13 protein-coding genes are annotated in these 14,305 nt (G+C 38.2%); all 13 read left to right on the top strand.

The features are described from left to right. Window position 1: 1 nt before the first annotated feature. The 13 genes from ACXAFJ_RS12710 to ACXAFJ_RS12650 are packed head-to-tail and all read left to right on the top strand — an operon-like array spanning window position 2 to window position 13,916. Window positions 2–727 carry a glycosyltransferase family 25 protein gene (locus tag ACXAFJ_RS12710; RefSeq protein WP_475323815.1) on the top strand — a complete coding sequence of 242 codons (726 nt, stop codon included), beginning with the start codon at window positions 2–4 and terminating at the stop codon, window positions 725–727. Continuing rightward, window positions 718–1,935: an O-antigen ligase family protein gene (locus ACXAFJ_RS12705; protein WP_475323814.1), complete on the top strand. Its 1,218-nt coding sequence runs from the start codon at window positions 718–720 to the stop codon at window positions 1,933–1,935. Before ACXAFJ_RS12710 ends, ACXAFJ_RS12705 begins: the two co-directional genes overlap by 10 nt. After that, a complete protein-coding gene (locus tag ACXAFJ_RS12700; RefSeq protein WP_475323813.1) occupies window positions 1,913–2,614 on the top strand; it encodes a glycosyltransferase family 32 protein in 702 nt (233 codons plus the stop codon). The genes ACXAFJ_RS12705 and ACXAFJ_RS12700 overlap by 23 nt, the downstream gene beginning before the upstream one ends. 26 nt (window positions 2,615–2,640) lie before the next feature. After that, entirely contained in the window at window positions 2,641–3,924 is a 1,284-nt protein-coding gene (gene tviB / locus ACXAFJ_RS12695; protein ID WP_475323811.1) for a Vi polysaccharide biosynthesis UDP-N-acetylglucosamine C-6 dehydrogenase TviB, read from the top strand. Window positions 3,925–3,939: 15 nt separating this feature from the next. Further along, window positions 3,940–4,896, top strand: a complete 957-nt coding sequence (locus ACXAFJ_RS12690) for a Gfo/Idh/MocA family oxidoreductase (RefSeq protein WP_475323810.1) — start codon at window positions 3,940–3,942, stop codon at window positions 4,894–4,896. Between the two features lie 4 nt (window positions 4,897–4,900). Further along, complete coding sequence (locus ACXAFJ_RS12685) at window positions 4,901–5,476, top strand: acyltransferase (protein ID WP_475323808.1); 576 nt, start codon at window positions 4,901–4,903, stop codon at window positions 5,474–5,476. Between the two features lie 20 nt (window positions 5,477–5,496). Then, window positions 5,497–6,564, top strand: coding sequence for a DegT/DnrJ/EryC1/StrS family aminotransferase (locus ACXAFJ_RS12680; protein WP_475323807.1), 1,068 nt, complete (start codon window positions 5,497–5,499; stop codon window positions 6,562–6,564). A 27-nt stretch (window positions 6,565–6,591) separates the two neighbouring features. Then, complete coding sequence (locus ACXAFJ_RS12675; protein ID WP_475323805.1) at window positions 6,592–7,383, top strand: glycosyltransferase; 792 nt, start codon at window positions 6,592–6,594, stop codon at window positions 7,381–7,383. Between the two features lies 1 nt (window position 7,384). After that, window positions 7,385–9,277, top strand: a complete 1,893-nt coding sequence (gene asnB / locus ACXAFJ_RS12670) for an asparagine synthase (glutamine-hydrolyzing) (RefSeq protein WP_475323804.1) — start codon at window positions 7,385–7,387, stop codon at window positions 9,275–9,277. A gap of 23 nt (window positions 9,278–9,300) precedes the next feature. Continuing rightward, window positions 9,301–10,608 carry a polysaccharide deacetylase family protein gene (locus tag ACXAFJ_RS12665; protein ID WP_475323803.1) on the top strand — a complete coding sequence of 436 codons (1,308 nt, stop codon included), beginning with the start codon at window positions 9,301–9,303 and terminating at the stop codon, window positions 10,606–10,608. 2 nt (window positions 10,609–10,610) lie between these two features. Further along, a complete protein-coding gene (locus ACXAFJ_RS12660; protein ID WP_475323802.1) occupies window positions 10,611–12,161 on the top strand; it encodes a hypothetical protein in 1,551 nt (516 codons plus the stop codon). Then, window positions 12,151–13,335 carry a DegT/DnrJ/EryC1/StrS family aminotransferase gene (locus ACXAFJ_RS12655; RefSeq protein WP_475323800.1) on the top strand — a complete coding sequence of 395 codons (1,185 nt, stop codon included), beginning with the start codon at window positions 12,151–12,153 and terminating at the stop codon, window positions 13,333–13,335. Before ACXAFJ_RS12660 ends, ACXAFJ_RS12655 begins: the two co-directional genes overlap by 11 nt. Further along, window positions 13,332–13,916: a formyl transferase gene (locus tag ACXAFJ_RS12650; RefSeq protein ID WP_475323799.1), complete on the top strand. Its 585-nt coding sequence runs from the start codon at window positions 13,332–13,334 to the stop codon at window positions 13,914–13,916. Before ACXAFJ_RS12655 ends, ACXAFJ_RS12650 begins: the two co-directional genes overlap by 4 nt. Window positions 13,917–14,305: the final 389 nt, after the last annotated feature.

Here is a 14,305-nt window from a genome sequence, read left to right as displayed (position 1 = left end):
CGTGAAGGTTATAGTAATCAGCCTCGAAAAGTCTTTGGATAGACGTCGATACATGTCAAAACAGCTCGAGGAGCGTAACATCGATTTCGAATTCTTTGACGCAATAGATGGAAGAATCACGCCACCGCATCCACTTTTTAAGAATTACAATTACAAAAAAAGGTTATGGTTGACAAGTGGCCGAATGCCATCTAAAGGGGAGTTGGGCTGTTACGCTAGTCATTATTTGATATGGAAAAAATGCGTCGAACTCGATCAACCAGTAGTTGTATTAGAAGATGATGTAGTGTTTGATGATCAAGTAAAATTTAACTTAGATGAAATTGCATCTTTTGTACACAATTATGGTTTTCTCAGGTTAGAGCCTGTTAGAAACGGATCGCGCATTTACCATAAAGAGCGCTCTCAAGGGAAAAGCGTTAGCTTTTTGTACAATAACAGTTTTGGGACTCGGGGGTACGCAATTACTCCAGATGCTTCAAGAAAACTTATAGATAAATCTGAACGATGGTGCATGCCAGTAGATAATTATATTGGTGCAATTTACTTACACCAAATGCCATCTTTCGTTTTGAATCCAAGCTTTATTAACGATGAAGAGTACTTTCCAACATCTATACATTTAGGTGAAGAAAGCAAAGCAAAGCTTTTCAGAAAGCCAACCAGAGAAATATATTCTATGTATAGAAAAATTGCTATGTGGACTGCTTCAAGAAAATGGATTTAGAACGAAGTTTTTTAATTAGTAATATTGCTGTTTCAGCAATGTTTTTGTGGCTTTTAGGGGTGATTTTGTATATCCCAGGAGCTCAAGGTGTTACTGCTGAATTTGTGGTGATAATATCAATATTCGTATTTTGTTTGTCATTAAAATTCCAGAATAAATTTTTTCTTAAAGAAAAAAATGTCCTATTTATTGTTGTTGTTTCTTTTATTTCAATATGCTATTTCATTATCGCTTATCAAGGATATGGTGAATTCAGCCTACCCCGAAGTATTGCATTGTTTCTGGTGCCGATGTTTCTTATTAGCCGAAATGCTGTATCGATTGGAATGGTTGTTACTATTTTGACTTTATCTTCTCTTTTCTTAATGGTGTTCTCTCTTATTGAAATTTACTCACTAGGAAGCGTACGGCTAAGTTCTTATTCCAACCCGGCACAGTTGTCTTTTAATGTAGGGATTTTATTCCTGATTTCGATATATTTTTTTACTTTCAGATTTAGTGGCTTTTATAGTTTTTTACTTCTACTGACGCTGTTAGTCTTAACTCTTCTCGTCATAGCCTCACAGACTAGGGCGGTGTTTTTTTCTTTGATAATAGCTATTTCTCTGTTAGCTTTTAAAAAAGGTAAATCTCTTTGTAATAATACACTCTCTATCGCTTTATTATTGATTGTTTTTGGTGCTAGTTTTGCTTTTTTTGGTCTTGTTGATAGGATTTTATTTATAGGGGAAGAATTTTATCGAATATCGGAAGGGGACTTCTCAGGTTCGATAGGAGTGAGGTTGGAACTTTGGTCGGCAGGTATTAGAATGTTAGATGAAATATCATTCCTTGGTGTCGGCATAGAAAAGCAAAGATTAATCATACAAGAGTTGTTTATTGAAAATAAGATATCTGAGCGCACATATGAAATACTAAACCATCCTAGACCAAGTTTTCATAATGACTACATTCAAGCATTCATTATGACAGGGTGGGTTGGAAGTATTGCATTTATTATCTTCTTGTTTCTCCCAACGATATTATTGTCCCAAATAAAAGCGCATAGAGACTTACTATATGCATTACAAGCCTTCGTGATCGTCTGTTCGTTTTTTGAGTCTTACTTTTTAATTTATGAATCAGTTGTTTATGCTTATTTAGGTGTGCTTTCTCTATTAGTTATCACGGAGGTTGAGTGGTCGGATGATAAAAAACAAAATAGTTAATACCGTGTGGCTGGGTGGAAATCTAAATACTCTGTCTCAAGTTTGTATCCATGACTGGAAAAAAAAAGGGTATGAGGTGATAGTTTGGTCCGATAAAGACAGTATTGTACAGGGTTGGATAGATAATTGTATATTCGCTAAAAAGTGTTATGAGAGGAAGTTGTACGCTTTCGTCTCTGACTATATTCGGTTGAAAGTCTTAGAGTTACAAGGTGGTTGGTATTTAGATACCGATGTCACGATCGTTGGTGATCTGTTCGAGATTAGTAACAGTGATTTTATCATTGGCAAAGAAAATGAAAATGATGTAGGTACGGCAGTTATATACGCGAGTAGGGATTCTATCGTTTTAAAAAAGTTGGTTTATTATTACGAAAGTGAAATTATGCTAAGTAATTTGTATATTGGCCCCAAAATACTTACTTGGTTGTTATCGGAGAAAAATGGTTTCAGCTCGAGTGATTATTTTGTTATGGATGTTGATGCATTCTATTCTTACCATCCGGATCATGTAGTATCTGAATTTAATGTGCCTGAATCCGCATTTACAGTGCATTGGTTCAATAATAGTTGGTCTAATAATAACCTGGGCTTGGCCTTTTTGAAGGGAAAAAACAAAGGAATATTGGGTAAGCTGTATGAAATTCAAAAACAAATTTTTAGAAAAAAAAGATACTAGTTTCAGAATATTATAATGGTAAAAATATGTACAATTATACATTGTCTAATGTAAGAATCGGTATTATTGGCTTAGGTTATGTGGGTTTGCCACTAGCTGTAGAGTTTGGAAAGAAGTATCCTACAATTGGATTTGATATTAACACTGACAGGATCGCTGAGCTTGAGCGTGGTATAGACTCAACACTAGAGTGCTCGTCGGAAGAGTTAAAGTCGGCTGATAAACTCGTTTATACTAGCGATATAGAAGCGATCTCCAAATGCAACTTTTATATAATAACTGTACCTACACCTATTGATGAGAATAACGCTCCAGATTTGTCTCCGTTAGAATCAGCATCAAAAGCTGCTGCTCAGGTTATATCTCCTGGAGATATTATTGTATTTGAATCTACAGTTTATCCAGGAGCAACAGAAGAAGTATGCTTACCAATTATAGAAAAAGTATCAAACTTAAAATTCAACGTAGATTTCTTTGCTGGTTACTCACCAGAGCGTATTAACCCCGGCGACAAAGTAAACACCCTGACTAAAATCATGAAAATTACTTCAGGGTCAACACCTGAGGTGGCTGACTTTGTTGATGTCCTTTATGGCTCAATCGTTGAAGCGGGAACGCATAAAGCAAGTTCACTGAAAGTTGCAGAAGCAGCAAAAGTTATTGAAAATACTCAGCGAGACTTAAATATAGCGATTATTAACGAGTTTTCCAAAATCTTTAATCGTTTGGGGATTGATACCGAAGAAGTGTTAAATGCTGCGGGTACAAAGTGGAACTTCTTGAAATTCAAACCAGGCTTGGTTGGCGGTCACTGTATCAGTGTTGACCCTTACTATCTGACGCATAAAGCACAAGAAGTAGGTTACCGCCCAGAAGTTATTTTAGCAGGTCGTCGAATTAATGATGGTATGGGGGAGTATGTAGCTACTCAATTGGTTAAGAAGTTATCAAGTAAGAAAATCCATATTGATGAGGCGAAGGTGCTTATTCTAGGCTTTACCTTTAAAGGCGATTGTCCTGATGTTCGTAACACTAAAATTATCGATATCGTGAAAGAGCTACAAGACTTTAATATGTCTGTTGATGTGTATGATGGTTGGGCGAATCCCGAAGAAGTTAAGCATGAATATGGTATTGACCTAATCACTGAGTTGGAAGAAGGCAAATACGACGGCGTTGTATTGGCGGTAGACCATTCGGAGCTAAAAGTAATGGGTGAGAAAAAGCTGCGTTCATTTGGTAAAGAAAATCATGTGCTTTACGATGTAAAACATGTATTGAAGCCTTCAGAAGCAGATATTAGACTTTAAGGAGTTTATTGTAGCATGAAAAATTTTGCGATAATTGGTGCTGCGGGATATATCGCACCACGTCACCTCCGCGCGATCAAAGATACAGGTAACAACCTAGTAGCAGCGATGGATATCAATGACTCTGTAGGTATCATGGATAGCCACTTCCCAGAAGCTGAATTTTTTACAGAGTTTGAAGACTTTACAGCGTTTGTTGAGGACCAAGCTTTGCAAGGTAATAAACTAGATTACATCTCAATTTGCAGCCCTAATTATCTGCATGCACCACATATGAAGTATGCACTTAAAAATGGCATTGACGTAATTTGTGAAAAGCCGTTGGTACTTCACTCAGAAGATATGGATGTGCTAAAAGACTACGAGCAAAAATATGGCGCTCGCGTTAACTCTATTCTACAACTGCGTTTGCACCCTTCAATTATCGCGTTAAAAGAAAAAGTAGTAGCAGCGCCTGCTGATAAAGTATTTGATGTTGATTTAACTTACATGACATCACGCGGTAAATGGTACATGAAGTCTTGGAAAGGCTTTGACCATAAGTCTGGCGGCGTAGCGACGAATATCGGTGTACATTTCTACGACATGCTGCACTTCATCTTCGGTGAGCTGAAAAGCAACGAAGTACACTTTAGAGATGAAAAGACTGCTAGTGGTTATCTAGAATATGAGCGTGCACGCGTTAAGTGGTTTTTATCAATCGACTCAAACAACCTACCTGACAATGCAGTAAAAGGTGAAAAGCTAACTTACCGCAGCATCACAATTAACGATGGTGACAATACAGAAGAGTTAGAGTTCTCAGGAGGCTTTACAGACCTACATACTCAAAGCTATCAAAATGTGCTTGCAGACGATGGTTTTGGTATTGATGAAAACCGCATTGCAATCGAGACAGTTGAAAATATTCGTGTTCAAGACGTTGTAGAAGCGGGTGAAAAAGCACATCCCCTGCTATCTAAGGTGCTATAAGGTTATGGACTACCATTTACATGAAAGTGCCATAGTTGACAAAGGTGCAAAAATCGGTTCGGGTACGCGTGTATGGCATTTTGTGCATGTGTGTGGTGGTGCTCAAATAGGTGAAGGTTGCTCACTAGGTCAAAACGTATTTGTCGGTAACAAAGTGACGATTGGTAACAATGTAAAAGTACAAAACAACGTTTCTGTGTATGACAATGTTCACCTAGAAGATGACGTGTTTTGTGGGCCGAGCATGGTTTTTACCAATGTGTATAACCCCCGTTCATTTATCGAGCGAAAAACAGAATATCGCGACACTTTAGTAAAGCGTGGCGCAACATTAGGTGCAAATAGCACCATAGTCTGTGGTGTAACCATTGGTGAATACTCACTGGTTGGTGCAGGCGCTGTAATCAATAAAGACGTAAAACCCTTTGCATTGATGGTTGGTGTGCCGGCCAAACAAATTGGCTGGATAAGCAAATACGGTGCGCAGCTAGACCTACCGCTCGAAGGAAATGGTATGGCAACCTGTGAACACACAGGCGAGCAATATCAGTTAGAAAATGGCTTTGTTTCAGTCAAATAATTCGAAGAAGTAATTATTAAATGCAATTTATAGATTTAGCTGCGCAATATCAGAACTTGAAAGAAAAAATTGACGCTCGCATTCAGGCGGTTTTAGACCATGGTAAATATATCATGGGTCCTGAAGTACAAGAGTTAGAGCAACAATTATCGGAATATGTAGGTGTTAAGCACACAATTAGTTGCGCCAATGGCACAGACGCATTAACGCTTGCATTAATGGTGTTAGATGTTAAAGAAGATGATGCGGTTTTTTGCCCTACATTTACGTTCTTCGCAACAGCAGAAACCATCGCATTTGAAGGCGCAACGCCAGTATTTGTAGATTCAAATGAAGATACATTTAACATTTGTCCAATAGACTTAGAAAAACGCATTGAAGCTGTAATCGCAGAAGGCAAGCTCAAGCCAAAAGCAATCATTGCAGTAGATTTGTTTGGCCTACCTGCAGACTATCCTGCACTTAGAAAAATCGCAGATAAATATGATTTAAAAATCATCGAAGATGCGGCGCAAGGCTTTGGTGGTGAAATCAACGGCCAGCGTGCAGGCTCATTTGGTGATATTGCTACAACGAGCTTTTTCCCTGCAAAACCGCTAGGTTGCTATGGTGATGGCGGTGCATTATTTACAGATAATGACGAATATGCAGAGCTACTTAAGTCATACCGTGTGCATGGTAAAGGTAAAGACAAGTACGACAACGTGCGTATTGGTATGAACTCACGTCTAGACACTATTCAAGCAGCCATTCTGTTAGAAAAATTAGCGGCTTTCCCTCAAGAATTGATTAATCGTAACATAGCGGCAGATAAGTACACGGCGGAATTAAACAGTATCTACAAAACACCAGTCTTACCAGAGGGTTACGTCAGCTCTTGGGCACAATATACACTTGTTGCAGCAGACCGAGACGCAGAAATAGCGAAATATCAAACCAAAGGTATTCCGACAATGGTCTACTACGGAACTTGTATGCATCAACAAACAGCTTTTAAGTCGCTGGGCTATCAGGAAGGTGATTTCCCCGTGGCTGAGTTTTTAGCGAGTTCGGTTTTTAGCTTGCCAATGCACCCATATATTAGATAGTTAGAATTCTACTTATAGGAAATAGCCATGATTTTGATCATGTTACCAGCTTTTAACGAAGAAGAGTCTTTACCTGTGCTGCTACCAAAGATCGAAGCGTATATCGACAGCAGTGATGAAGATGTGAAGATCCTTGTGTGTGATGATGGGAGCTCAGATAGAACGTTAGAGCTCTTAAACGAATACAGTAAAAAACTACCTCTTGAAGTTATTGGTCATGAAATCAATAGAGGGCTAGGTGAAACTGCACGTGATTTATTTGAAAGAGCGGCATCAATCACTAAAGCAGACGACATTATAATTCGCTTAGACTGTGATGATACACATGAACCAGACATTATTCCGGGTATGATTAGAAAAATTCGTGAAGGCTATGATGTTGTAATCGCTTCTCGGTTTGAGCCGGGTGGCGGTCAAAAAGGTGTAAGTAGATATAGATCATTCATAAGTCGTTCAGCTAATTTGTTTATGAAAGTCTTTTTTCCAATATCTGGATTAAAAGAGTACTCGTGTGGGTTTAGAGCCTATAAGGCAAGTATTATTCAGTCTGCTATTGTTTTTTATGGAAATGACTTTATTCAACTTAAAGGACTTGGATTTACATGCACACTTGAGAAACTCGTCAAGCTAAACATGATTGGTGCCAAAATAGGTGAGGTACCTTTCATGCTTCGGTATGACCAAAAAGTCAGTGAGAGTAAGATGGTAAGTAGTGTTACAACTTGGGGTTACCTTACCATGGCACTCTTGTATCACTGGCCTTTTGGCGGTTGGCGTAGCACGTACAAAACGAAGTACAAATCATTTAATAAGGGATAGTATGTGCGGAATAGCTGGTTTTTTATCTAGCGCTGGGGATCCGTTGTTTACCACAGATACCGTTGAAAAAATGGTGTCTAGGCTACATCACCGGGGCCCAGATGGTTCCGGTGTCTTTCGTAGTGACTGCGGTATATTAGGTCATACGAGGCTATCGATTATTGATATCGAACATGGCCAACAGCCCATGATTAGTTCATGTGGTAGATATGTATTAGTGTTTAACGGTGAGATATATAACTACATCGAGCTTCGTATTAGCCTCATTCAAGCTGGAGTTCAATTTACAACTCATTCGGATACAGAAGTCCTCCTCCAATTATTGATTTCCGAACGTGAACAAGCTATCAAAAAGCTAAACGGAATGTTCGCATTTTGTTTTCTCGATACTCATACTGGCAATTGGATTATGGCCAGAGACCACTTTGGTATTAAGCCTCTTTATTTGTACCAACGAGGCAACGAAGCTCTCTTTTTTGCATCTGAAATCAAAGCGTTTGGAACGATAGATGGTTATCAAAATCAGGTAAATCAAAAGGGTCTTCATCACTACTTTACATTTCAGTTTTGCTTAGGCGAAGAAACGCTATTTAAAAATATCCGAAAAGTGGAGCCTGGCTACTATTTGAAAGGTAACACTAATAATATAGAAGAGTGCGTGCAATATTGGACTCCATCATACGATGTCGATTATGAGCATACTGAAAATTACTTCGCAGAGACCCTCGAGCATTTATTACACGATAGCATAAAACTTCAGGTGCGAAGTGATGTCCCGTTAGGAGCCTATTTGTCTGGGGGGTTAGACTCTAGCTCAATTGCGACGTATACCGCCCGAGTACTAAAACGCGGCATACCCGTATTTACAGGTCGATTTGCTGAAGGACCACAATACGATGAGTCAGAATATGCTCAATCTGTCTGTTCACAAATCGATGGTATCATGCATGACGTTATACCAAGCGCTCAAGAATTTGTTGAATTACTACCAAGTATTATGTATTCGCTAGACGAACCTTTAGCTGGGCCCGGAGTATTTCCGCAGTATATGGTTAGCAAAGCAGCCTCTATGCATGTAAAAGTGATATTAGGTGGTCAAGGTGGTGACGAAATTTTTGGTGGCTATGCGCGATACTTGGTTGCTTACTTAGAACAAAGTCTTAAGAGCTCTATATTCGGTGATACTTCTGAAGGTATCAACGCGATTTCATTAGATGAAATGTCCGGTAATCTTCAGCTTTTAGAAAAGTATAAACCTATGCTTTCCAATTTCTGGAGTTCGGGTCTATTTGGGGATATGTCAGAACGTTACTTCTCACTAATTGACCGTAGTCCTGATAGTCAGAAAATACTGTCTTCAGATATGACCAGTTCATTTAGTCGCGAACAGTGTTTTATTGACTTTTGTAAAGTGTTTAATTCGGTTGATACTAATTCATACATAAACAAAATGTCACATTTTGACTTAAAAACGTTGCTCCCTGCTTTACTGCACGTTGAAGATCGAGTCAGTATGGCATCCTCTATTGAATCTCGAGTGCCCTTATTAGATCCAAGAATCACTGACTTGGTAGGTACAATTCCCCCTGCAATGAAGTTTAAAGGGGGTAAGACAAAAGCGATTCTTAACACAGTAGTTAGGCCACATTTGCCTAAAAAAGTACTCAGCAGAAAAGACAAGATGGGTTTCCCTGTCCCTTTACAGGAATGGATGACTGGTGGCATTGTTCGTGACTTTGTTTTAGACACATTGTTATCAAAGAAGAGCCTTGAACGAGGCATATACAAAAAAGAAGTTTTGGAGAATATCTCTTCTATGACTAGCGTCGGTTCGAGACAACTTTGGGGAATACTAAGCCTAGAGCTTTGGCACCAAGCGTATATTGATTCCTAGGTTGGCACTTATTTTTATTTGATATGGACTTAACAAAAAATCAAGATATTAAAAAATTTGCTTTCCAATTACTACGCGGTTATTGGGGAGATGGTGCTAATTTGATTGAAAAACTACCAGTGAATCAAGGCAGGACATACACTGTCGCCTTACCAGTCAAACTCAGTGCAATTATGCTCCCGTCATGGGCTAGACATTGTGGGGTAGAAGGGCAAATTTTGGTTCCTCGCGAAGTAGTCTCATCGGGAGATTTGTGGTCAGATATTGATTGGTGGTATGTTATTCATTGGTATACCAATTGTTTGGCCGAAAGGGAATATGAAAATCTAAATGGTCCTATTCACTCGTACAGTTTCAAGTTGTCCGGATGGGATGAGAGAATGTGGCAGTATGCGTGGGTTAATCGTATAGCTATGTTTCTTTATTGCTGGGCGAACCATATAGCTAAGGGTACACCGAATGAAACTCAGCCAAAGCCAGTAACTTCTGTGTTAGTTACTTTTGATCTCGATGCAATCAGGAAGACGAAAGCAATTCGTTTTAAGCAAACAGCGTTCCAAATTTTCAATGCCCTAAAAACACTAAAGAAATTAAAAATTGCTGAGTTCAAAAATAAAATTTTAAAAGCTATCGCTTTCTTTTTCAGAAACGAATCATACATGAATCTAAATAAGTTAAATCAAGGAGCTATCAGTCCTTTGATTAGGCGCAAGATCATAAACATTTATGGGGGAGACTTGGGTTACCAACGCCCATTAAAAGAGCTTTTAATTGATCCTTCATATGACATAAAAGATACACAATTAGTAAACGCGCTTCTTGAACTGGAGCAACAAAACTACGAATTTGGATTACATCAATCGTTTGAAGCTTGGCAAGACAGTGATCTCATGTATAAGCAGCGAGTCAAAGTCAGCCAAACATTAAATCGACCAATTGAAACATGTCGACAACATTGGTTACGTTTCTCGTTTCATGAAACCTGGCTAGCGCAACATAAAGCCGGCTTTAAAGAAGATACTACCTTGGGGTTTAATGACAGATTAGGTTTTAGAAATGGTCTTGCTCTGGCATTTGATGTGAAACAAATTGATCAGCGTTTTAAATCTAGTTTCATTGCGCTACCTATGATCTTGATGGACTCTCATCTGTATGACTATACCGAATTGAACGAAGTTCAAAGAAAAGAAACGATAATAAAGTTGGTAAATGAAGTGATTTTTGTAGGTGGTACTGTAAGTGTAATCTGGCATCCTCATACACTAGGTAAGGATTATAACTGGGAAAACGGCTACAAAACGCTATTACAAGTGCTTAGAGAGCGCGCCTGAAAATGGAAAACGTCTATTTATCTTCTGTTGAACGAAATCTACCAAGAATTTTAGCGCTCTTTGATATGGATAAAACATCAGAGACATTTGGGTTTGGCGATAGATTTCATTGGGCTTGGGGGCTGATCGATTTCGGTAATGGTACATTTCAAGGAGCGGCACACGGGCTAGCGCGCTTGGCGGATGCAGGAATTTTGCCGAATTACTTAAGTGAAAACGCTGTGCTTAGACTGATAGATGCCATGATGAAAGGTACTAAAAAGCTAACGCGGAATGATGGTAGCTTGGAAGAGGCTTTTCCATATGAAGGTTCCTTTTGTGTAACCGCGCTTGTCGCGTATGATTTACTCGCAGCAATTGAGTTATTAGAAAGTCATTTTGATTCTATTAGACTGAACGAATATTTCGCGATTATTCGTCCTATGATAAGTTATCTTCACATTTCAGATGAAAATCATGCTTTTATTTCTAATCACTTAGCAACGGCTGCCGCTGCATTAGTTAAGTGGACCAAACTAACTGGTGAAGAGGGCGAAGTCAGAGGAAAAGAGATCTTAGAGCGTATTCTTTCTAAACAGTCACAAGAAGGATGGTACTTGGAATATGAAGGTGCAGATCCCGGATATCAGTCGCTATGTACGTACTATCTATGCGACATTTATAGCAGTAATCAGGATGAGACTCTTAAAGCCTCTTTGTTAAAATCCGTAGAGTTCATTAAGCACTTTGCTCACCCTGATGGCTCTTTTGGTGGTACTTATGGTAGCCGAAATACCCGATTTTATTACCCTTCTGGTTTTGAGTATTTAAGTGAATTTTCTGAGTCATCAGCGGCGGTCAGCCAGTTTATGTACAAGCATATTGCAAAAAACAGTGTGGTTACCCTTGATGCTATTGATGAACCAAATCTGATACCACTATTTAATTCTTATTGTTGGGCGGCTGCGCACTTTAGCAAACATTCTACAAATAAAAATAGAACAGGTTTGCCCTTCCAATCTGATGGTGATTTCCAACGTCACTTTCCAGAAGCCGGACTACTTGTTAATAAACGTTTTGATATGTACACCATCGTTTCTCTATTCAAGGGCGGGGTAGTCTATCAGTTTAAAAGCGAAAAACTGGTTACAAAAAACGACGGTGTAATTTGCAAGTCTTCCACTGGTAAGCTGTATAGTTCCCAAAGCTACAATAAAGAAAATACCTACAAAATTTCAGACAGCAGCGTGACAATCCAAGCCGGAATACAACCAGTTGCAAGAAGGCGTTTTTCGCCTCTTAAGATGCTTGTTCTTAGGGGGTTAAATATTACCGTAATGAGAAGTTATCTCTTTAGAGAGTGGGTGAAAAAAGTATTAGTTAATTTATTAATTACGGGGAGTACAAAAACAGTAGCGACGCTGCAAAGAACAATTAGTTTTGACGATGCTCGTAACATTGAAGATGATATCAAAAAAACAAAAAGCCTGACCTCACTAAATGTCACGCAATTTATCTCAATACACATGGCAAGCAAAGGCTATTGGCAGAGACAAGATACTTGTGAAAAATAAATATTTAATACCTCGTTTTAAACCTCAATATGGGTTGCAGGAATGGTTTGCGTTATTTAATTTTTTTGATTCAAAGAAAGCAATTAAATCTTATGAAAAACAATTTTCTGAAGAGTTTGAATGTTCACACGCGACAATGTTTGCACATGGACGCGTTGGGTTGTATGCCCTTTTTGAAGTCTGGGGGTTGAAGGGTGATGAAGTTATTTGTCCTGCTTATACTTGTGTTGTAGTTCCAAATGCTATTGTGCTATCGGGTAACACCCCTGTTTTCGTAGACTGTCAAGAAGGTGAATTTAACATGTCACTTGACGGAATCGAAAGAGCTATAACATCTAAAACTAGAGCTATTATAGCAACTCATTTATTCGGCTACCCAATGAATGTTGAGGCAGTAAATGAAATAGCACATCGAGCCTCTAAAAGATATGGTCATAAAGTCTATGTTATTCAAGATTGTGCACATAGCTATGGTGCTCGCTGGAAGGGAGAGCTAGTGACCAAATATGGTGATGCTTCAATTTTTGGCTGCAATGTTAGTAAAATTGTAAATTCAATCTTTGGAGGCATGGTAACGACTAACAACCAGCATACGCAAAAAAAACTTAAACGCTGGCGTGTCGAAAATTTGAAACAAATCGGAATGCGCAAAACTATTGTAAGAATACTCTACTTTATTGCTGTTAATGTTGCTTTTTTGCCACCTGTTTATTCGCTTGTTAATTGGTTAGAAAGGAAAGGGTTACTGGACAAATTCGTAAAATATTATGAAGAAGGTGTTATCGAATTTCCAAGTGATTGGGATCAGATGCCTGAACCAGTAGAAGCAAGAGTTGGCAAGATTCAATTAAGTAAGTACAAGCGGTTAGTCGCTGAAAGAATACATCGAGCGAAATTAATAGTCGAACACTTCCAAAATGATGATTCTTTGAAGTTTGTCCGTAGTTCAGAAGGGGCTACATACAGTCACATGGTAGCTGTTGTAGAAAATAGGGATGAATGGGTTGAAAACTATCGAAATAAAAACATTCAGCTTGGGGTGTTGATAGAGTACTCAATACCACAGATGACTGCCTTTAAGAAATATAGAAAAGTAGACACCCCTCATAGCGATTTTTATGCTCAACATTGTATTAATTTCCCGCTAGTAGAAAATAATAGGATTATAAAATGAAAGTCGTTTTGGTTATCGGAAAAGATAAGATTGGAAGAAGCGCCCTTAGTCAGTTATGTTTGCCAGATAATGTAAAAGTAGTATTTGATGGTTGTACTAACTTAAGTCGTACACTTAGCTTGGTCAAGAAAGGTGCTTTGCCTATACCTGCGATTTTAAAAATGTTACTTGCTAACTTTATGAGAAAAAACGTTACACTTAATGGAAAGTATCAGGAGCTAAGAACAAACAAGAGTCTACTTAAATTAGTTGATAAAGAAACTAATGTTATATTGTTTAGGGCTGGCCTTATTGTAAATAGAGATGTAATTGGCAGTGTAAATGAGATCTATAATATCCATTGTGCTAAAGTTCCAGAGTTTGGTGGTATTGCAAGTATTTATCGTGCTCTTTCCGTAAAGAGCTTATTGCAAGAAGCAACCTTACACAAAGTCACTACAAAAATTGATGAAGGAGAAGTAATAGATATTGAACCTTATGAAATGATAGAATCTAATTCATATATGAAAAATGAAGAAATTGCATATGATGCGGGAATTGTACTATTAAAAAGAACTATTAGAGATTACGCGGAACGATAATAGTTGCAATCTAAATTACATAGTATTTGTTCAATTTATAATATGCTGTCTTTCATATTTTAAATGGTGGTTTTTAGATGTTCTACTAGTCATGAAATTTATTCAATAAATCAGGTGTTGACATATTTAAACTTGTCCTTATTTTACGTTTTTTTGCTAAAAAAACTACTTCGCTTTAAAGTTAGGGCAAGTATTCGATTGTTTCAAGTGTAATGAAACATTGGCGGTATTACTTCAGTGCTAGGAAAATGTGCTCATTACGTAAAATAGCAGTATTCTATTACATGTTTATTGATTTAGTGTTTAATACTATGTATCGGCGCTGTTGACTATGTCAATTAGACCTTTTCCCTGCTCTGCGATCTAATGAATTTTGACGGCAAGAGCGT

The sequence above is a fragment of the Vibrio sp. ABH4_348 genome (genome assembly GCF_056159765.1).
This window is presented reverse-complemented; position numbering and strand designations above follow the sequence as displayed.